17 protein-coding genes are annotated in these 19,363 nt (G+C 67.0%); 13 read left to right on the top strand and 4 right to left on the bottom strand.

Going from position 1 to position 19,363, the window contains the following annotated elements:
* The first annotated feature begins 2 nt into the window (after positions 1–2).
* From GNX71_RS25025 to GNX71_RS25035, 3 genes are all read left to right on the top strand, one after another.
* The gene (locus tag GNX71_RS25025; RefSeq protein ID WP_206174921.1) at positions 3–740 is read left to right on the top strand and encodes an aspartate/glutamate racemase family protein; all 738 of its coding nucleotides are present in this window, start codon (positions 3–5) and stop codon (positions 738–740) included.
* A gap of 49 nt (positions 741–789) precedes the next feature.
* Positions 790–1,554, top strand: a complete 765-nt coding sequence (locus GNX71_RS25030; protein ID WP_206174922.1) for a GntR family transcriptional regulator — start codon at positions 790–792, stop codon at positions 1,552–1,554.
* Between the two features lie 125 nt (positions 1,555–1,679).
* Positions 1,680–3,170: a nucleobase:cation symporter-2 family protein gene (locus GNX71_RS25035; protein ID WP_206174923.1), complete on the top strand. Its 1,491-nt coding sequence runs from the start codon at positions 1,680–1,682 to the stop codon at positions 3,168–3,170.
* Positions 3,171–3,177: 7 nt separating this feature from the next.
* Here the strand turns inward: GNX71_RS25035 and GNX71_RS25040 are convergent, their stop codons facing one another.
* Entirely contained in the window at positions 3,178–4,035 is an 858-nt protein-coding gene (locus GNX71_RS25040; RefSeq protein ID WP_206174924.1) for an aldo/keto reductase, read from the bottom strand.
* A 131-nt stretch (positions 4,036–4,166) separates the two neighbouring features.
* On the opposite strand from GNX71_RS25040, the gene GNX71_RS25045 reads away from it, so the two are divergent.
* Positions 4,167–4,583 carry a hypothetical protein gene (locus tag GNX71_RS25045; RefSeq protein WP_206174925.1) on the top strand — a complete coding sequence of 139 codons (417 nt, stop codon included), beginning with the start codon at positions 4,167–4,169 and terminating at the stop codon, positions 4,581–4,583.
* 58 nt (positions 4,584–4,641) lie between these two features.
* Here GNX71_RS25045 and GNX71_RS25050 read toward each other — a convergent pair whose 3' ends face one another.
* Entirely contained in the window at positions 4,642–5,244 is a 603-nt protein-coding gene (locus GNX71_RS25050; protein WP_206174926.1) for an alpha/beta hydrolase, read from the bottom strand.
* A gap of 238 nt (positions 5,245–5,482) precedes the next feature.
* Here GNX71_RS25050 and GNX71_RS25055 point away from each other — a divergent pair, with 238 nt between their 5' ends.
* The 5 genes from GNX71_RS25055 to GNX71_RS25075 all read left to right on the top strand — a co-directional run bounded on the left by GNX71_RS25055 (position 5,483) and on the right by GNX71_RS25075 (position 10,907).
* A complete protein-coding gene (locus GNX71_RS25055; protein ID WP_206174927.1) occupies positions 5,483–6,814 on the top strand; it encodes a C4-dicarboxylate transporter DctA in 1,332 nt (443 codons plus the stop codon).
* A 6-nt stretch (positions 6,815–6,820) separates the two neighbouring features.
* Positions 6,821–7,525: a GntR family transcriptional regulator gene (locus GNX71_RS25060; protein WP_206174928.1), complete on the top strand. Its 705-nt coding sequence runs from the start codon at positions 6,821–6,823 to the stop codon at positions 7,523–7,525.
* 165 nt (positions 7,526–7,690) lie between these two features.
* Positions 7,691–8,824, top strand: a complete 1,134-nt coding sequence (locus tag GNX71_RS25065) for an AI-2E family transporter (RefSeq protein WP_206174929.1) — start codon at positions 7,691–7,693, stop codon at positions 8,822–8,824.
* Between the two features lie 144 nt (positions 8,825–8,968).
* A complete protein-coding gene (locus GNX71_RS25070; RefSeq protein WP_206174930.1) occupies positions 8,969–9,403 on the top strand; it encodes a DUF2141 domain-containing protein in 435 nt (144 codons plus the stop codon).
* A gap of 7 nt (positions 9,404–9,410) precedes the next feature.
* Positions 9,411–10,907: a carotenoid oxygenase family protein gene (locus GNX71_RS25075; RefSeq protein ID WP_206174931.1), complete on the top strand. Its 1,497-nt coding sequence runs from the start codon at positions 9,411–9,413 to the stop codon at positions 10,905–10,907.
* 13 nt (positions 10,908–10,920) lie between these two features.
* Here GNX71_RS25075 and GNX71_RS25080 read toward each other — a convergent pair whose 3' ends face one another.
* The gene (locus GNX71_RS25080; RefSeq protein ID WP_206174932.1) at positions 10,921–11,823 is read right to left on the bottom strand and encodes a LysR family transcriptional regulator; all 903 of its coding nucleotides are present in this window, start codon (positions 11,821–11,823) and stop codon (positions 10,921–10,923) included.
* A gap of 112 nt (positions 11,824–11,935) precedes the next feature.
* On the opposite strand from GNX71_RS25080, the gene gcl reads away from it, so the two are divergent.
* From gcl to GNX71_RS25095, 3 genes are read left to right on the top strand one after another with little or no spacing between them, the layout of a single operon-like run.
* Positions 11,936–13,729, top strand: coding sequence for a glyoxylate carboligase (gcl, locus tag GNX71_RS25085; RefSeq protein WP_206174933.1), 1,794 nt, complete (start codon positions 11,936–11,938; stop codon positions 13,727–13,729).
* 18 nt (positions 13,730–13,747) lie between these two features.
* Positions 13,748–14,527, top strand: coding sequence for a hydroxypyruvate isomerase (gene hyi, locus GNX71_RS25090; protein WP_206174934.1), 780 nt, complete (start codon positions 13,748–13,750; stop codon positions 14,525–14,527).
* 28 nt (positions 14,528–14,555) lie between these two features.
* On the top strand, positions 14,556–15,467 hold the full coding sequence (locus GNX71_RS25095) for a 2-hydroxy-3-oxopropionate reductase (protein WP_206174935.1): 912 nt from the start codon (positions 14,556–14,558) through the stop codon (positions 15,465–15,467).
* Between the two features lie 9 nt (positions 15,468–15,476).
* Here the strand turns inward: GNX71_RS25095 and GNX71_RS25100 are convergent, their stop codons facing one another.
* Complete coding sequence (locus tag GNX71_RS25100) at positions 15,477–16,817, bottom strand: NAD(P)/FAD-dependent oxidoreductase (RefSeq protein ID WP_206174936.1); 1,341 nt, start codon at positions 16,815–16,817, stop codon at positions 15,477–15,479.
* A 240-nt stretch (positions 16,818–17,057) separates the two neighbouring features.
* Here GNX71_RS25100 and GNX71_RS25105 point away from each other — a divergent pair, with 240 nt between their 5' ends.
* A complete protein-coding gene (locus tag GNX71_RS25105; protein WP_206174937.1) occupies positions 17,058–19,361 on the top strand; it encodes an NADP-dependent malic enzyme in 2,304 nt (767 codons plus the stop codon).
* The last annotated feature ends 2 nt before the right edge of the window (positions 19,362–19,363 follow it).

The following is a 19,363-nucleotide window of genomic DNA, read 5'->3' on the forward strand; positions in this document are numbered from 1 at the left end:
CCGTGCGCATCAAGATCATCAATCCCAACACCACCTGGAGCATGACCGAGAAGATCGGCGCCTGCGCCCGCGCGGTGGCGCACGCCGGTACGGAAATCGTCGCGGTCAGCCCGGCCATGGGGCCGGTTTCCATCGAGAGCCACTACGACGAGGCGCTGGCCGTGCCCGGCCTGTTGCAGGAGATTGCAGCGGGCGAACGCGAGGGCATCGACGGCTACGTGATCGCCTGCTTCGGCGACCCGGGCCTGAAGGCCGCACGCGAACTCGCGCGCGGCCCGGTGGTCGGCATCGCCGAAGCAGCGATGCACCTGGCCAGCATGATCGGCAGCCGCTTCAGCGTGGTCACCACGCTGGGCCGCACGATGGGCCAGGCCTGGCACCTGGCCGAGATCTACGGCATGGAACGCTTCTGCGCCAACGTGCGCGCCTGCGAGTTGCCGGTGCTCGAACTGGAAGAACCCGGCTCGCAAGCGCGCGAACGCATCGTCGAAGAATGCCGGCGCGCGCTCGAAGAAGACGGCTCCGACTGCATCGTGCTCGGCTGCGCCGGCATGACCGACCTGTGCGAGCACATCAGCGACCTGCTGGGCGTGCCGGTGATCGACGGCGTGGCCGCGGGCACCAAGCTCATCGAATCGCTCGTCACGCTGAAGCTTCAGACCAGCAAGCGCGGCGAGCTCGCGCACCCTCTGCCCAAGACGATGAAGGGCGCGCTCGAAGGCTTCACGCTCCGCGGGTGATACGGGCCGGCGCGGGCGACGGCATCGAACGCTGAGCCACAATCTCCGCATGCCCCGCGCCAGCACCAAAACCATCGCCTCCCCCGCCCCGACCGACACCATCGCCACTCCGGCCGAGAACGGTGCAGCCGTTGGCAAGGGAAGCTCCATCGAGCGCATCGCCCAGGACATCGCCACCGCCATCGTCGAGAAGCGCCTGCCGCCCGGCACCTGGCTGCGCGAAGAGGCGCTGGGCCGGGTCTATTCGGTGAGCCGCACCAAGGTGCGCGCGGCGCTCCTGATGCTGTCGAAGGACAAGCTCATCGAGATGATTCCCGACAAAGGCGCCTTCGTTTCCCAGCCCACGGTGCAGGAAGCGCGCGAGGTGTTCGCGGTACGCCGCATCCTCGAAAGTGAAGTGGTGCGCCTCTTCATCGCGAATGCGCGGCCGCGCGACTACCAGGCGCTGGAGCAGCACATCAAGTTCGAGCGCGCGGCGTTGCGCCAGAGCCCCGCGATGGGCACGGTGCGCGAGAAGGTGCTGGGCGACTTCCACGTGGCACTGGCCGAGGCCACCGGCAACCACACGCTGACTGAACTGGTGCGCGAATTGGTGGCGCGCAGCTCGCTGATCGCGATGCTGTATCACTCGTCGAACGATCCGCACTGCTCGTCGGACGAGCACTCGGACTTCCTTCGCATCTGCCGCAAGGGCGATGTGGAAGGCGCCGTGGCCTGCATGACAGAGCACCTCGAACGCATCGAGGCCAGCCTCGAACTGGGCACCGACAAGCCCGACCGGCAACTCGACCTGGTCAAGGCGCTGCTCGCCTGAAGCCTGCGCGCCCGGCACGGCGCTTGCACTGCACGCAGACAGCGTGCGGGTTTTCCTGCATGCAGATTGCGGCATAAATTGTATACAGTTTCGCGTACACAATGCAGTCCAGCAGGAGATACACGATGACGGGCGATACCCTTTCCCCAGCAGTTCACCCCGTGGACCAGCGCCTGCCTTCGGGCAAGCTCGCGGCCCTCGGCCTGCAGCACGTGCTCGTGATGTATGCGGGTGCTGTCGCAGTGCCGCTCATCGTCGGCCGCGCGCTCAAGCTCTCGCCCGATGAAGTCGCGCTGCTGATCTCCGCCGACCTCTTTTGCTGCGGCATCGCCACGCTGATCCAGGCGCTGGGCGCCACGCAGTTCTTCGGCATCAAGCTGCCGGTGATGATGGGCGTGACCTTCGCATCGGTCGCGCCGATGGTGGCGATTGCCAATGCCAACCCCGGGCAGAACGGCGCGCAACTGCTCTTCGGCGCGATCATCGGCGCGGGCGTGGTGTCGATATTGATCGCGCCGCTCGTGAGCCGCATGCTGCGGTTCTTTCCGCCGGTGGTCACGGGCACGATCATCGCGGTCATCGGCATCAGCCTGATGCGCGTGGGCATCAACTGGATCTTCGGCAACCCCGTGGGCCCGACGGCACCCGCGCTGGTCGATCCGGTGTATGCCAAGTGGCTCGCCGAGGTGACCTCGCCGGGCAGCTCCATTCCCGCGGTGCCCAAGGGCTTCGCGATCATGCCCACGGTGCCCAACCCCAAGTACGCGGACCTCTCGGGCTTCGGCGTGGCCGCGCTGGTGCTCGTGTCGATTCTCTTGATCGTGAAGTACGCCAAGGGCTTCGTCGCCAACATCTCGGTGCTGCTGGGCATCGTGATCGGCGCGGTCGTCGCCTCGATCACCGGCCTCATGACCTACGAGAAAGTCGGCAAGGCCGCGTGGGTCGACATCGTGCTGCCCTTTCACTTCGGCATGCCGCAGTTCGACCCGATCCTGATCTTGACGATGACGCTGATCATGATCGTGGTGATGATCGAATCGACCGGCATGTTCCTCGCACTCGGCGAGATGACCGACCGCAGGATCACGCAGAAGGACCTCGCCAAGGGCCTGCGCACCGACGGCCTGGGCACGCTGATCGGCGGCATCTTCAACACCTTTCCGTACACCAGCTTCTCGCAGAACGTGGGGCTCGTGGCCGTCACCGGCATCAAGAGCCGCTACGTGTGCGTGGCGGGCGGCGTGATCCTGATCGTGCTGGGGCTGCTGCCGAAGATGGCCGCGCTGGTGGAGTCATTGCCCACCGTGGTGCTCGGCGGCGCGGGCCTCGTGATGTTCGGCATGGTGGCCGCCACCGGCATCCGCATTCTCTCGGGCGTGGACTTCAAGACGAATCGCCACAACGCGATGATCGTCGCGGTGTCGATCGGCGTCGGGATGATTCCGTTGATCGCACCCAACTTCAAGCAGTGGATGCCGCATGCGATCCACTCGCTGATCGAGTCGGGCATCCTGCTGGCGTCGATTGCGGCGGTGTTGTTGAACCTGTTCCTCAACGGCGCGAAGCACGACGAGCAGGCCGTGATCGCCGCGGCCAAGCACGCGGACGCGCACTAGCAGGAGATCAGATCATCGCCAGCGGCGTCTTGCGCCGCGGCGGTGGGTGCAGGCGGTCCAGTTCGGCGAGGGTCGCGGCATCGAGCTTCAGTTCGGCGGCGGCGAGGTTTTCTTGCAGATGCGCGCTGCGCACCGCCTTCGGAATCGCGACGACACCTGGCCGCGCGATCACCGCGGCCAATGCGAGTTGCGCGGCGGTCACGCCAAGGCGCTCGGCCAATTCTCCGAGTGCATCGTCGCCCGCCAGTGCGCCCTGGTCGATCGGGCTGTAGGCCATCAGCGGCATGCCGCGTTCGCGCAGCCACGGCAGCAGGCTGAACTCGGGGCCGCGCTCGCCGAGCGACATGTACACCTGGTTCGCCGCGCAGCCCGGACCACTGCCGATGACGCCCTCCAGTTCTTCCATGTCATCGGTATCGAAGTTGCTCACGCCCCAGTGCGCGATGCGTCCACCGGCCACCAATGCGTGCATCGCTTCAACCGTCTCGCTCAACGGATGGCTGCCGCGCCAGTGCAGCAGGTACAGGTCGATGGCATCGAGCCCCAGCCGCTTCAGGCTGCGCTCGCAGGCCTCGCGCGTGCCGCGGCGGCTCGCGTTGTGCGGGTAGACCTTGCTCACGATGAAGAGATCTTCGCGCCGTACGTCGCCCGCGCGCAGCGCTTCGCCGATGGCCTGCCCGAGCACGGTCTCGGCGCCGCCTTCGCCGTACATCTCGGCGGTGTCGATGAGCCGGTAGCCCATCACGATGGCTTCGCGCACCGCGGCGACTTCGGCCGCGCGACGAGAGGCCACCTCGCCCATGCGCCAAGTGCCGAGACCGAGGACCGGCATCTCGCCGCCGGTGGGGAGTGGAAGTGTTCGCATGCGGACAATGGTACGAGAGTGATTCGAGAGAACGGCATGCATGCCCGCGGCTCGGAAGGGGTGACTTTCGACACTGGCGGGCCGACCACCGGCCTCCTAGAGTCCCCGCGGAAACCTTCACGCCACTCCGAATGAATCACGCTGCGCCGGAACCTGTAGTCACCGCTTTCGACGTGGTCGAACTCTTCGTGGGCGACGACGACGGCATGCTGTGGCTCACGCTCGGCTTTGCCTCGCTGGGCGAACCGCTGGACGTGCTGCACATCGTCTGCGGAAAGATGCCCACTGGCATCCTGGAGGAAGACGCGCTGTACCTGGAGCGAACGAGCCAGGACCTGGCCTGCAGCGGGGAAGTGCTGGCGCTTGCGGTGCAGGGCGACGGCCTCGCGCTCGCTCTCACGCCCGAAGGCGCCGGCGCGCTCGAACTGCCCGAGTGCGTGCGCTTCACTTTCAAGGCGCAGCCGGTGCTCTTCACGCAGGCAGTCGAAAAGCTCGCGCAGATGGCGGCGCTCGGACACGCCTGCATCGCGACGAACGGCGGCCCGTGAGCGGCAAGCAAACCGCGGCGTGATACGAGTAACTGACTAGCGCCGCGCGCGACGCATGTCACTGCTTCAAGGCCGACCCGATATCGGCGGCCACCTGACGCGAATTCATGATGAGGGTATGGATGGTCGGCAGCAGTTGCACCGGAATCGATCCCAGCCGGACCTCCTTCACCGAGACGACGCCGTCGTTCGGCTCGTTGCCAAATGGCATCCACTTTCCACGTGGCCCCTTGATGCCGGCGTACACGCGCAGGGGAATGTCGGGCACGGGCAAGGCGTCCATGAAGTCCCGGCTAGCGAGCAGTTGGCCCATTTCGCCGGTCAGCACTCGAAACAACCACCGCCTCGACAGCTTGATCGCCAGGCTGGATGCCGTGCTCGGCGGCGCCAGGAAGACGCCGAGTTCCGGCGCGTGCGACAAGGTTGGCAGGACTGCCCTGGTCAACACGCATCCCAACGAGTGCCCGACGACGATGAAGCGCTCGCCATGCGTCCGTGCAGCGATGAATCCGCGAAGCCGCTCGACGCACGCATCCCAGCCTTCGAGCGCGGCGGAATAGCCGAACAGATGGGTGGTGATTCCCTGGGCACGCAGGCGCCTGGCGAGCAGCAGCATCGAGACGCGCGTCCGACCGAGGCCGTGGATCAGGACGGCATGCATGTCAGCTCGGTGTGATGTGAAGGTCCATGGCGTCGAGCGTACGAGACGTTGAACCCGCCAGGCCAGCGGATCGAAAAAGCATCGGCATCCGATACCACCGAGGTGTGCCGTCCGCTCCTCCCCAAGGCCCGGGAATACCCTCTGCCACCCCCGAATCCTTCTTGCCTACATTTCTTGTATGCAAGAAAAAGCGATCCTTGCATGCAACCCTTGACAAGACATAAAGACAGGAGACTCCATGCCTCGCTTCGCCAAATCGCTTTTCGGTCAGGTGGTCATCGCGCTGGTTCTCGGCGTGGTCGCCGGCCTCTTCTGGCCCGAGTTCGCCGTCAAGCTCAAGCCGCTGGGTGACGGCTTCATCAAGCTGATCAAGATGATCATCCCGGTGCTGGTGTTCTGCGTGGTCGTGCACGGCATCGCGGGCGCGGGCGATCTCAAGCGCGTAGGGCGCGTGGGCGTCAAGGCGCTGATCTACTTCGAGGTGCTCACCACCATCGCGCTGGCCATGGGCCTGGTGCTGGCCTTCGTGTTCCAGCCGGGCGTGGGCATGAACGTCGACCCGGCCAAGCTCGACCCGGCCGCGATGAGCGCCTATGCCTCGAACGCCGACAAGCTCACCAGCGGCGGCACGGTCGAGTTCCTGACGAAGCTGATTCCCACCACGGTGGTCAACGCCTTCGCGACCGGCGACGTGCTGCAGGTGCTGCTGTTCGCGGTGCTGTTCGGCTGCGCGCTCTCGCTGCTGGGCGATCGCGGCAAGCCGGTGGCGGTGGTGGTGGATGCGCTCTCGCTGGTGCTCTTCAAGATCATGGGGATCATCATCAAGCTGGCGCCGCTGGGCGTGCTGGGCGCGATCGCGTTCACGGTGGGGCAGTACGGCATCGGCTCGCTCAAGCAGCTGGGCATGCTGGTCGCGCTCTTCTACGGCGCGGTGCTGATCTTCGTGTTCGTGGTGCTGGGGCTGGTGATGCGCTTCTCGGGCTTCAGCCTCTGGAAGCTGCTGCGGTACCTGCGCGAAGAACTCACCATCGTGTTCGCCACCACTTCGTCGGACAGCGTGCTGCCGCAGATCATGGCCAAGCTGCGCCGCATGGGCATCCGCGATTCGACGGTGGGCCTGGTGATCCCGACGGGCTACTCGTTCAACCTCGACGCGTTCTCGATCTACATCACGCTCGCCGCAGTGTTCATCGCGCAGGCCACCAACACGCCGATCTCGATGGCGGACCTGCTGACGATCCTGGCGATCGCGCTGGTCACCTCCAAGGGCGCGCACGGCGTACCGGGCTCGGCCATCGTGGTGCTGGCCGCGACGCTGCACGCGATTCCGGCGATCCCGGCCATCGGCCTGGTGCTGGTGCTGTCGGTGGACTGGTTCATGGGCATCGCTCGCGCGCTGGGCAACCTGATCGGCAACTGCGTGGCCACGGTGGCGATCGCGGCGTGGGAAGGCGACATCGACCGCGAGCGCGCGCATGCGGTGCTCGACGGCACCTACGCGCCGGACGACGAGCCGCTGGCCGAGGCACCCGTGGTAAACACCGGCACCGCCGCTACCTCTGCTCACTGAAAACAAATGGCCACCGACGTCAGCCCCACCGCCATCGCCGAGCGCGTCGTCGAGGCCATCCTCGCGCAGAAGCTCGCGCCGGGCGAGCGGCTGGGCGAGCAGGCCCTGGCCGAGAACTTTGCGGTGAGCCGCACGATGGTGCGCGAGGCGCTCATGCAGTTGCAGGCGCGCGGCTTCGTCGAGGTGCAGTCGCGTCGCGGCTGGTACGTGGTGGAGCCTTCGGCCGAGGAAGCGCGCGATGCCTTCTCGGCGCGCCGCATCGTCGAGGCCGGCATCCTGGCCGAGAGCGAAGGCCGGCCGCTCGGCAAGGTGATCCGCAAGCTGCGCGACCACATCGCCGACGAGCAGCGCGCCATCGAGGGGGCCGATGCCGCCACGCGCGCCTTCCTGCTGGCGGACTTCCATGTCTGCCTCGCGGAGCAGATGGGGCATCAGCTGCTGGTCGACGTGCTGCGCGATCTCACGGCGCGCACCACGCTGGCCGCCACGCTCTACCAGTCGAAGCACGAGGCCGGCCAGTCGTGCGCGGAGCACGGCGCCATCGTGGCGGCGCTCGAAGAAGGCGACACGGACAAGGCGCGCCGGCTGATGCTGGAACACATCGGCAATGTCGAGCGCGCGCTCGAGGTCGAAGCCACGGCCGAGCCCGATGCGCCGAGCCGCCTGCGCGCCACGCTGGCGCCGGTCGCGCTGCCGCGCGCCAAACGCTGAAGCCGTCCGTGCATTAGTGCCGCGGCGCGCTATCGATGAGATAGCACGCTGCGACGGCCTGGCAACGGCTGCAGGCGAATTTGCCCGCCCCCAGCGCGACCCTCCACAAGGGCGTGCCCGCTGACAGGATGGCGCCGCCGCGCTCGGCTACAGTCCGAGACACTTATGAATTCACCCCAACTCCAGCGCGGCGTGTTCCTCGCCCTGCTCGCCATCGTCACCGCCGCCTTTGTCTGGGTGCTGCTGCCGTTCTTCGGCGCGGTGCTCTGGGGCGTGGCGCTGGCGATCCTGTTCACGCCGCTCTACAAGTGGCTGCTCAAGAAAATGCGCGGCAAGCCCAATGCCGCCGCGCTCTCGACGCTGGCCATCTGCCTCTTCATCGTGATCCTGCCGCTGGCGATGGTGGGCGTGTCGCTGGTGCAAGAGGTTGCGCTGGTCACGCAGAACATCCGCTCGGGCCAGATCAACTTCGCGGCCTACTTCCAGCAGATCCTCGATGCCTCGCCGCAGTGGCTGCTGAATCTGGTGGAGCGCTTCAACCTCGGCGACATGGCGGCCTGGCAGGCGCGCATCTCGGCCGCTGCGGGGCAGGCCAGCCAGATCATCGCGAGCCAGGCCCTGGCCATCGGCCAGAACACCTTCGACTTCATCGTCAGCTTCTTCGTGATGCTGTACCTGCTCTACTTTCTGGTGCGCGACGGCGCGACGCTCTCCAAGACCATGCGCGACGCCGTGCCGCTCGCCAAGCCGCACACGCACTACCTGCTCAACAAGTTCACCACCGTGATCCGCGCCACGGTGAAGGGCAACGTGGCGGTGGCCATCGCGCAGGGCACCATCGGCGGGCTGGCCTTCTGGTTCCTCGGCGTGCAGGGCGCGCTGCTGTGGGCGGTGCTGATGGCCTTCCTGTCGCTCCTGCCCGCGGTGGGCGCGGCGCTCATCTGGGGGCCGGTGGCGATCTACTTCCTGGCCACGGGACACTTCTGGCAGGGCGGCGTGCTGATCTTCGTGGGCGTGTTCGTGATCGGCCTGGTCGACAACATCCTGCGCCCGGTGCTGGTGGGCAAGGACACGCAGATGCCCGACTACATCGTGCTGATGTCCACCATCGGCGGCATGGCGATCTTCGGCATCAACGGCTTCGTGATCGGGCCGGTGATCGCGGCGCTGTTCATGGCGGCGTGGAGCCTGTTCGCGGACTCGGGCCACGTGGGCAACGGCCACCAGACGATCGAACCGCCGCAGACGCCCGAAGCCGCCGACCCGGCCGACTTGCCCGAGAACCGCAAGAAGGGCTGAACCCGGCGGACGCTGGCGCTTCCGCGCCGGCCGCGCGCACATGCTGCATTTGGCGCGCGCATTGATGCATTTCGTCGCATGCCGCTGGGCACAGCCTGGCGCCTGCGGGATCGTTGGGGCCTCTTCACTGCAACGAGGCCCGCCATGCGACTTCTCGCTCTCCCTTCCCGCCCGGCCGTGCGCGCGATGTGCGCCGCCGCCCTCCTCGCGCCGCTGGGCGCGCTTGCCGCCGACCTGCGCCTGAGCGTGGCCGACGGCCCCGCCGCTGACGCCACGCTGTACGTCGCGCTCTACAGCAGCGCCACCGGCTTCGCGGGCACCGCGCTGGCTTCGCAGATGGTGCCGATGCGCGCCGGTGCGGCACAGCTCGTGTTTCCGGGCCTGGCACCGGGGCGCTATGCGGTGCGCGTGTTCGCGGACGAAAACGGCAACGGCAAGCTCGACACCAACCTCTTCGGCATGCCGACCGAACGCTATGGCTTCTCGAACGACGCCAAGGGCAACCTCGGCCCGCCCGAGTTCGATGCCGCCGCGATCGGCGTCGATGCCGACCTGCAGACCGTCATCCATCTGCGCTGAGGTCGCCATGCAAAGACGCGAACTCATGCGCCTGCTGGCTTCGGCCGGCGCACTTTCCCTTCTTGCGCCCCTGGCGCGCGCTGCCGGCCAAGACAACTGGCAGGCCGACTTCGAGGCCGCCGACGTGCCCTGGAAGACCGGCTTCGCCACGCCGGCGGGCGACCTGCCGCTGACCCGCGCCACGGTGCGCGGGCGCTTCCCCGATGCCGTCGCCGGCACGATGTTCCGCATCGGCCCGGCGGGCCACGACCTGGGCGGCGAGCGCTATCACCACTGGTTCGACGGCGACGGCATGGTGCATCGCTTCGTGATCGACGGGGCCGACGTGCGCCATCAGGGCCGCTATGTCGCCACGCCCAAGCGCGTGGCCGAGGTGCGGGCCGGCCACCGCCTGTTCGAGGCCTTTGGCACCACGCCGCCGGGTGTCGAGCCGCCGACCTCGGCCGACAGCATCAACGTCGCCAACACCAGCGTGCTGCCGATGCGCGGCGAGGTGCTGGCGCTGTGGGAAGGCGGCTCGGCCACGCGCGTCGATGCGCGCACACTGGACTCGCTGGGGGTGAAGACCTGGCGCCCCGACCTCGCGGGCATGCCGTTCTCGGCCCACCCCAAGGTGGACCCGGACGGCACGATCTGGAACTTCGGCGTCAGCAGCAGCCAGGGCCTGATGGCGCTGTACGAGATTGGCGCCGACGGTGGCTTGCGGCGCGCGGCCGCGGTGCCGATACCCGACATCGCGATGGTCCACGACTTCGCCGTGACCGAGCGGCACCTGGTGTTCCTGATGCCGCCGCTGGTCTACGACGGCAAGCGCAAGGAGGCCGGTGCGAGCTTTCTCGACGCGCATGTCTGGCGGCCCGAGCTGGGCATGCGCGTGCTGGTGGTCGACAAGCAGAACTGGGACAAGCGCCAGATGCTCACGCTCCCGGCCGGCTTCCTGTTCCATGTGGGCAATGCCTGGGAAGAAGACACGCCGCGCGGCACGCAGATCCACATCGACTACGTGCGCTCGGACAACGCCGATTCGGTGTTCACGACCAACCGCGAACTGATGCGGGCGCGCATTGCAAGAAGCACCCGCCCGCACCTGACCGTCGCCACGCTGAACCTCGGCACCGGAGAGGCCACGCAGAAGGCACTGCCGCTGGAGGCCGAGTTTCCGCGCATCGACCCGCGGCGCGTCGGCCTGCGCCATCGCCAGGTGGTGCACGCGACGCAGTTGCGACCCGACCTGCCGGGCTTCGGTGCCGTCGCGCGCACGGATGTCGAAACCGGTCGCAGCCAGCGTTTCAGCTACGGGCCGCGAGCCATCGTGGAAGAGCATGTCTTCGTGCCGGATGGCTCGAAGCCGGGCTGGGTGCTGGGCACGGTGCTCGACTTCGGCCGGCAGAAGACAGTGCTGTCGTGCTTCGCGGCCGATCATCTGGCCGCCGGGCCGGTGGCGCAGGCCACGCTGCCCTATGCGCTGCCGCTGGGGCTGCACGGCGCCTTCGTGGCGGCCTGAAGAGAAGGAAAGCTCAGGCCGACCACCAGCCTTCGTCGAACCGCCCCTGCAGGAACGCCACGAAGCCCGACACCTTGCCCGGCACCAGCTTGGGCGAAGGAAAGACGGCGTGGATCTCCTGCTCGGGCAGCGCGTGGTCGCCGAGCACCGCGACCACCTTGCCCGCCGCCATCGACTCGCTCGCTACATAGCGCGGCATGAGCGCGATGCCGAGTCCGTCGCGTGCGGCCGCCAGCACGGCCGAGAGGTTGTTCGAGCGAAAGCGCCCCGAGACCGGCACCGTCACCGGTTCGCCCTTGGGCGTGTGCATGCGCCAGAACTCGTCCCCCACCACGCTGCTGTAGATGAGCGCCACGTGCGCGCTCAGGTCCTGCGCGCGCCTGGGCGTGCCGTGCTTCTTCAGGTAGCCCGGTGCCGCGACCATGACCCACGGATTCGCGCCCAGGTAGCGCGCGCCCAGCGATGAATCGGCCAGCTTGCCCATGCGGATCGCCACGTCGATGCCCTGCGCAATGAGGTCGACGTAGCGGTCCTCGAAGCTCAGGTCGAGCTGCACCTGCGGATGCCGGCGCATGTACTCGAGCGCCAGCGGCACCACCACACGCCGCCCGAACGCCACCGAGGTGCCCACGCGCAAGAGGCCCTGCGCCTGGTTCTGCCGCAGCTGCACGATGCTGTCGGCCTCCTCGGCATCGCGCACGATGGTCTTGCACTTCTCGTAGTAGAGCGCGCCCGGTTCGGTGAGGCTCACGCCGCGCGTGTTGCGGTTGAGCAGCCGCACCTTCAGTCGCGTTTCCGTCGCCGCGATCTGCTTGGTCACGGTGGGTTGCGTGGTGTTGAACTCGCGCGCCGCCTTCGAGAAGCTGCCGGTCTCGACGACCCGCACGAACATTTCCATTGCCAACAGTCTGTCCATGGGCCGATGGTAGTCACTTATTCCAGGGCGGAATAGGTTTTATGGTCCGCAGCCGTCTTCTTCGAATGGCCCCCGCTTCCTACAGTGGGCTCCACTTAATGGAGACAGTCTCATGGCAAAAATGAAAGCAGTCCAAGCCGCTGTGCTTGTGATGGAAAAGGAAGGCGTCACGCAGGCCTTCGGCGTGCCCGGTGCCGCCATCAACCCGATGTATTCGGCGCTGCGCCAGCGCGGCAGCATCTCGCACATCCTCGCGCGCCACGTCGAGGGCGCCTCGCACATGGCCGAGGGCTACACGCGGGCGGTGGCCGGCAACATCGGCGTGTGCATCGGCACTTCGGGCCCGGCGGGCACCGACATGATCACGGGCCTGTATTCGGCCTGGGCCGATTCGATCCCGATCCTCTGCATCACCGGCCAGGCGCCCCGCGCCCGCCTGTACAAGGAAGACTTCCAGGCAGTCGACATCGAGTCGATCTCCAAGCCCGTCACCAAGTGGTCGGTCACCGTGCGCGAACCCGGCCAGGTGCCGCAGGTGTTCCAGCAGGCCTTCCACCTGATGCGCTCGGGCCGCCCCGGCCCGGTGCTGGTCGACCTGCCCTTCGACGTGCAGATGGCCGAGATCGAGTTCGACATCGACAGCTACGAGCCGCTCACCCCCTACAAGCCGGCCGCCACGCGCGCCCAGATCGAGAAGGCCATCGGCATGCTGCAGGCCGCCGAGCGTCCGCTGATCGTGGCCGGCGGCGGCGTCATCAACGCCGACGCGTCCGACCTGCTCGTGCGCTTTGCCGAAGCCACCGGCGTGCCGGTGATTCCCACGCTCATGGGTTGGGGCTCGATCCCCGACGACCATCCGCTGATGGCCGGCATGTGCGGCCTGCAGACCAGCCACCGCTATGGCAACGCGACGATGCTCGCCTCGGACTTCGTGCTCGGCATCGGCAACCGCTGGGCCAACCGCCACACGGGCTCGGTCGACGTCTACACCAAGGGCCGAAAATTCGTGCACGTGGACATCGAGCCCACGCAGATCGGCCGCGTGTTCACGCCGGACTTCGGCATCGTCTCGGATGCCAAGGCCGCGCTGGAGCAATTCGTCGCCGTCGCAGAGGAAATGAAGGCAGCCGGCAAGCTCACCGACCGCCGCGAGTGGGCCAAGTCGTGCATCGAGCGCAAGAAGACGATGCTGCGCAAGACCAACTTCGACGAAGTCCCGATGAAGCCGCAGCGCGTGTACCAGTGCATGAACAACAACTTCAGCAACGACACCTGCTACGTGAGCACCATCGGGCTCTCGCAGATCGCGGCTGCGCAGTTCCTGCACGTGTACAACCCGCGCCACTGGATCAACTGCGGCCAGGCCGGCCCGCTGGGCTGGACCATTCCCGCCGCGCTGGGCGTGCGCGCGGCCGACCCGACGCGCAAGATCGTCGCGCTCTCGGGCGACTACGACTTCCAGTTCATGATCGAAGAGCTGGCCGTGGGCGCGCAGTTCAAGCTGCCGTACATCCACATCGTGGTGAACAACTCGTACCTGGGCCTCATCCGCCAGGCGCAGCGCGGCTTCGAGATGGACTACTGCGTGCAGCTCGCGTTCGACAACATCAACGCGGGCCCGGACGCCGGCATCGAGAGCAGCTACGGCGTCGATCACCTCAAGGTGGTCGAGGGCCTCGGCTGCAAGGCGATCCGCGTGAACAAGCAGGAAGAGATCGCGCCGGCCATCCAGCGCGCCGAAGCGCTCATGGCCGAGTTCAGCGTGCCGGTCGTCATCGAGGTGATGCTCGAGCGCGTGACCAATATCGCGATGGGCACCGAGATCGACAACATCACCGAGTTCGAGCCGCTGGCCGAACATCCTGCCGATGCGCCCACCGCGGTGGCGGCCGAGATGCTGGACTGAGCGAGCAAGGAGACACACATGCCCAAGTTCGCAGCCAACCTCACGATGCTCTTCACCGAGCTGCCGTTCATGCAACGCTTCGAAGCCGCCGCCAAGGCGGGCTTCAAGGGAGTGGAATACCTCTTCCCCTACCCCTTCGAGAAAAAGGAACTCGCCGCGGCGCTCCGCACCAACGGCCTGCAGCAGGTGCTGCACAACCTGCCGGCCGGCGACTGGGACAAGGGCGAGCGCGGCATCGCCTGCCTGACCGACCGCACGGGCGAATTCGCCGAAGGCATCGGCATGGCGATCGACTATGCGACCGCACTCGGCTGCCCGCAGGTCAACTGCCTGATCGGCAAGGTGCCCGAGGGCGCCGACATCAATGTGGTGAACCGCACGGTGATCGACAACCTGCGCCTGGCCGCGCGGGAGCTCGAAGCAGCCGGCATCCGCATGCTGATCGAGCCGATCAACACCTTCGACATTCCGGGCTTCTACCTGAACCGCACCGACAAGGCGCTCGCGCTGATCGAGGCGGTGGGCTCGCCCAACCTGAAGGTGCAGTACGACATCTACCACGCACAGCGCATGGAAGGCGAGCTGGGCAACACGCTCACCAAGCACCTCGCGCAGATCGGCCACATCCAGCTGGCCGACAACCCCGGTCGCGGCGAGCCGGGCACGGGCGAGATCAACTATCCGTGGCTCTTCAAGCACATCGATGCGATCGGCTACGACGGCTGGATCGGCTGCGAATACAAGCCCCGCAGCGACACGGTGAATGGCCTCGGCTGGCGCGAAGCGCTCACGCAATAAAAGACAACTTCAGATCGGAAAAAGAGACATGACGACAAGCCCCCAGAAAATCGGATTCATCGGCCTCGGCATCATGGGCGCGCCCATGGCGGGCCACCTGCTCGACGCGGGCCACCAGCTCTTCGTGAACACGCAGGGCAACACGCCCGAGCCCTTCATCTCGAAGGCGAAGATCTGCGCCTCGGCGGCCGAAGTGGCGCGCCAGGCCGACATCATCTTCATCATGGTGCCGGACACGCCCGACGTGGAGAAGGTGCTCTTCGGCGAGCCAGGCACGCACGGCGTGGCCGAGGGCCTGAAGGACTCGCGCGGCAAGATCGTGGTGGACTGCAGCTCCATCGACCCGATCGCCACCAAGGCCTTCGCCAAGCGCATCGTGGCGCTGGGCTGCGGCTACATCGACGCACCGGTCTCCGGCGGCGAAGTGGGCGCCAAGGCTGCGAGCCTCACGATCATGTGCGGCGGCGACGAAGGCACCTTCGAGCGCGTGAAGCCGCTGCTCGACAAGATGGGCAAGAACGTCACGCTGGTGGGCGGCGTGGGCGACGGCCAGGTCTGCAAGGTGGCCAACCAGATCATCGTGGCGCTGAACATCGCGGCGGTGGGCGAAGCGCTGCTGTTCGCCTCGAAGGCGGGCGCCGATCCGGCAAAGGTGCGCCAGGCGCTGATGGGCGGCTTCGCAAGCTCGCGCATTCTCGAAGTGCATGGCGAACGGATGATCAAGCGCACCTTCGCGCCGGGCTTCCGCATCGCGCTGCACCAGAAGGACCTGAACCTGGCGCTGCAGAGCGCCCGTTCGCTGGGCGTGGCGCTGCCGCAGACGGCGGGTGCGGCGCAGCTGATGAACGCCTGCGCGGCGCTCGGCCATGGGCAGTCGGATCACTCGGCGCTGGTCAAGGCGCTTGAAGCGCTCGCCCAGCACACCGTGACGCCGGACTGAGCCTGCGGCTCAGGTCTTTGCAGCCTCGAGAGACTCCTTGAGGTTGCGCCGGCGCCATGCCCAGGTCTTGATGGCCTGCGGCAGGATGCCGACGCACGAGACGTAGTACGTCACCTTGAAGCCCCAGAAGCGCGGGCCGATGGGCGTGTCGCGGAACAGGTCGCCGGCCAGGATCGACAACAGCGCCTCCTGCATGCGCCAGACGTTGCGCGGTGCCATGAAGAGCCGGCGGATCGCCGGCGAGGTGATGCGGTAGATGAACCACGAGAACATCTTCGGACCACGCTTCATGACCTTCTCGTAGTGGCGGAAGGCCTTTTCGGCCTCCTTCGCCTCGCCCTTGAGCCAGTGGTCGGCCGCGGTCGCGGCCTCGAAGCCGCTGTTCATCGCCAGGTACACGCCCGAGGAGAACATCGGGTCGACGAAGGCGTAGGCGTCGCCCACCATCATGAAACGGTCGCCGCGGCAGAACTTGGAGTCGTAGGCGTAGTTGCCGGTGGCGGTGGCGCCTTCCATCAGCGTGGCGTTCGCAAGGCGCGCGGCCAGCTTGGGGGCGAGCGCGATGGTTTCCATCAGGAACTCTTCGAGCGATGCGCCCTGGCGCCGCTTGAAGTACGCGGGCGAGGCCACGGCGCCGACGCTCACGGTGCCGTCCTTCAGAGGGATGTACCAGAACCAGCCGTGGTCGAACCAGAAGAGCGAGATGTTGCCCTCGAAACGGCCCGGGCGGCGTTCGGCATTGGCGAAGTGTCCGTAGAGCGCCGCGCTCGCGTGCTTGCGGTTGCGCTGCTTGGCATCGAACTGGTTCGACAGCAGCGTGTCGCGCCCGCTCGCGTCGATCACGAAGCGCGGGCGCCACTGGGTCTCGGTGCCGTCGTCGGCCTTGATCTTCACCAGCGGGCGGTTGTCGGGGGTTCCCTTGCCGGCGTCCATGTCCACACCTGTGACGCGCTGGCCCTCGAAGGTGCGCGCGCCGCGCTTGCCGGCGTGGCGGAACAGCAGTTCGTCGAATTCCGAGCGGCGCACGTGCACCGCGTACGGAAAGCTCTTGTCCATCGCCTGGCCGAAGTCGAAATGGCTCGTGTGGTCGTGCCAGGGCGAGACGAACTCGGCGCCGTGCTTCTTGATGCCGATGGCCTCGACCTCGGTGCGCACGCCCAGCCGGTCGAACAGCGGCATGTTCATCGGCAGCAGCGATTCGCCGATGTGAAAGCGCGGATGCTGCGCCTTCTCGATCAGGACCACGTCGTGGCCCTTGTCCGCGAGCAGCGCGGCCACGGTCGAGCCCGAAGGTCCGCCGCCGATGACCACGACGTCGGGGTCGGTGGTGGTGAAAGGTCCGGGTGTCATGCGCTGCCCCTCCGTTGTCGTTGTATGTGGGTTGACGATGCCCGCCGCCCTCCGGCGGCAAGGTTCGGCCGTACCTATGGTTAACCTTAATTCACCATGGTTACCAAGGTTGGAGTTTAGCGAACCGGCCATCCCCTTTTGCCCAGGCTATGGGTTCAGGCGTTTTCGGCATTCCCACCGTGGGAACGGGTCACGCTTTTGCGGTAGCCTCATTGCCCGTCAGAAACAAGGAGACATTTCATGGCTGCACCCCTCTCCCCCGCAGAAGAAGCACTTCGCGAGGCAGCGCGCGAATACCACCGCTCGCCCGTCAAGGGCAAGATTTCGATCACCCCCACCAAGCCCCTGCTGAACCAGCGCGACCTGTCGCTGGCCTATTCGCCGGGCGTGGCCTATCCCTGCCTGGACATCGCCGCCGATCCGTCGCTGGCGGTCGAGTTCACGGCCCGCGGCAACCTCGTGGGCGTGGTCACCAACGGCACCGCGGTGCTGGGCCTGGGCAACATCGGCCCGCTGGCCGCCAAGCCGGTGATGGAAGGCAAGGGGTGCCTGTTCAAGAAATTCGCCGGCATCGACGTGTTCGACATCGAGCTGGCCGAAAACGACCCCGACAAGCTGGTCGACATCATCGCGGCGCTGGAGCCGACGCTGGGCGGCATCAACCTGGAAGACATCAAGGCGCCCGAGTGCTTCTACATCGAGAAGAAGCTGCGCGAGCGCATGAACATCCCGGTGTTCCATGACGACCAGCACGGCACGGCCATCATCTCGGCCGCCGCGCTCATCAACGGCCTGGAACTCGTCGGCAAGAAGATCGAGGACGTGAAGATCGCCGTCTCCGGCGCCGGCGCAGCAGCCATCGCGTGTCTCGACGTCATGGTCGGCCTGGGCGCCAAGCCCGCCAACATCTACGCCTGCGACTCCAAGGGCCTCATCTACATCGGCCGTGCAGGCGGTTTTGACGAATCGAAGTCGCGCTACGCCCAGAAAGACACCGGCGCCCGCACCCTGGCCGACGTGGTGAAGGACGCCGATGTGTTCCTCGGCTGCTCGGCCCCCGGCGTGATGACCGCCGAGATGGTCAAGACCATGGGCACGCAGCCCATCATCCTGGCGCTGGCCAACCCCGAGCCCGAGATCCGGCCCGAGCTGGCCAAGGCCGTGCGGCCCGACTGCATCATTGCCACGGGCCGCTCGGACTATCCGAACCAGGTCAACAACGTGCTGTGCTTCCCGTACATCTTCCGCGGCGCGCTCGATTGCGGCGCCACCAAGATCACGGAAGAAATGAAGCTGGCCTGCGTGCGCGAGATCGCCGACCTCACCAAGGCCGACATCAGCGAAGAGGTGGCGACCGCCTACGCCGGACAGGAGCTGGCCTTCGGTCCCGACTACATCATTCCCAAGCCCTTCGACTCGCGGCTGATCCTGCGCATCGCGCCGGCCGTGGCCAAGGCCGCCGCCGCCTCCGGCGTGGCGACCCGCCCGATCGAGGACATGGAGGCCTACCGCCAGCACCTGACGCGCTTCGTCTACCAGACCGGCATGTTCATGCGCCCGGTGTTCACCGCCGCCAAGCTGGCCACCGCCAAGCGCGTGGCCTATGCCGAAGGCGAAGACGAGCGCGTGCTGCGCGCCGCGCAACTGGCCGTGGACGAAGGCCTGGCCCAGCCGATCCTGGTCGGCCGCCCCGCCGTGATCGAGGCGCGCATCAAGAAGGCCGGCCTGCACATCCGCGCAGGCACCGACTTCGAGATCGTCAACCCCGAAGACGACCCGCGCTTCCGTGTGTACTGGGAGGCCTTCCACAAGCTCATGGGCCGCCGCGGTGTGACGCCCGAGGCCGCCAAGACCATGGTGCGCCGCTCCAACACCACCATCGCCGCGCTGATGCTGCACCTGGGCGATGCCGACGCCATGATCTGCGGCCTGGTCGGTCGCTTCGACGTGCACCTGGAACACATCCGCAACCTGATTGGCCTGAAGCGCGGCGCGCCCGGCTTCGCGACGCTCAACGCGCTCACGCTGGAGAAGCGCACGGTGTTCATCACCGACACCAACGTCAATGAAGACCCGAGCGCCGAGATGCTCGCAAGCATCGCGCTGATGGCCGCCGAGGAAGTGCGCCGTTTCGGCCTGCCGCCCAAGGTGGCTTTCCTCTCGCACTCGAACTACGGCACCTCCAGCCGCGGGTCGGCCCGCAAGATGCGCCTGGCGCGCGACCTCTTCGCGCAGATGGCGCCCGACATCGAATGCGACGGCGAGATGCACGGCGACGCCGCGCTTTCGGAAGAAGTGCGCCGCACCGCGCTGCCCGAGACCACGCTCACCGGCGAGGCGAACCTGCTGGTGTGCCCGAACCTCGACTCGGCGCACATCCTCTACAACGTGCTGAAGATGACCGGCGCGAACGGCATCACGGTCGGCCCGATCCTCTTGGGCGGCGCGGGCTCGGCGCATGTGCTGACGCCTTCGTCGACCGTGCGGCGCGTGGTCAACATGACGGCGCTGGCTGTGGCGAATGCGACGACGGCGCTGAAGTAGCC

This window comes from Variovorax sp. RKNM96, assembly GCF_017161115.1.
GTDB lineage: Bacteria > Pseudomonadota > Gammaproteobacteria > Burkholderiales > Burkholderiaceae_C > Variovorax.

Coding starts and splice junctions, on each gene's coding strand:
- GNX71_RS25030 (WP_206174922.1), top strand. CDS start 790: ATGCCCCGCGCCAGCACCAAAACCATCGCCTCCCCCGCCCCGACCGAC.
- GNX71_RS25035 (WP_206174923.1), top strand. CDS start 1,680: ATGACGGGCGATACCCTTTCCCCAGCAGTTCACCCCGTGGACCAGCGC.
- GNX71_RS25040 (WP_206174924.1), bottom strand. CDS start 4,035: ATGCGAACACTTCCACTCCCCACCGGCGGCGAGATGCCGGTCCTCGGT.
- GNX71_RS25045 (WP_206174925.1), top strand. CDS start 4,167: ATGAATCACGCTGCGCCGGAACCTGTAGTCACCGCTTTCGACGTGGTC.
- GNX71_RS25050 (WP_206174926.1), bottom strand. CDS start 5,244: ATGCATGCCGTCCTGATCCACGGCCTCGGTCGGACGCGCGTCTCGATG.
- GNX71_RS25055 (WP_206174927.1), top strand. CDS start 5,483: ATGCCTCGCTTCGCCAAATCGCTTTTCGGTCAGGTGGTCATCGCGCTG.
- GNX71_RS25060 (WP_206174928.1), top strand. CDS start 6,821: ATGGCCACCGACGTCAGCCCCACCGCCATCGCCGAGCGCGTCGTCGAG.
- GNX71_RS25065 (WP_206174929.1), top strand. CDS start 7,691: ATGAATTCACCCCAACTCCAGCGCGGCGTGTTCCTCGCCCTGCTCGCC.
- GNX71_RS25070 (WP_206174930.1), top strand. CDS start 8,969: ATGCGACTTCTCGCTCTCCCTTCCCGCCCGGCCGTGCGCGCGATGTGC.
- GNX71_RS25075 (WP_206174931.1), top strand. CDS start 9,411: ATGCAAAGACGCGAACTCATGCGCCTGCTGGCTTCGGCCGGCGCACTT.
- GNX71_RS25080 (WP_206174932.1), bottom strand. CDS start 11,823: ATGGACAGACTGTTGGCAATGGAAATGTTCGTGCGGGTCGTCGAGACC.
- gcl (WP_206174933.1), top strand. CDS start 11,936: ATGGCAAAAATGAAAGCAGTCCAAGCCGCTGTGCTTGTGATGGAAAAG.
- hyi (WP_206174934.1), top strand. CDS start 13,748: ATGCCCAAGTTCGCAGCCAACCTCACGATGCTCTTCACCGAGCTGCCG.
- GNX71_RS25095 (WP_206174935.1), top strand. CDS start 14,556: ATGACGACAAGCCCCCAGAAAATCGGATTCATCGGCCTCGGCATCATG.
- GNX71_RS25100 (WP_206174936.1), bottom strand. CDS start 16,817: ATGACACCCGGACCTTTCACCACCACCGACCCCGACGTCGTGGTCATC.
- GNX71_RS25105 (WP_206174937.1), top strand. CDS start 17,058: ATGGCTGCACCCCTCTCCCCCGCAGAAGAAGCACTTCGCGAGGCAGCG.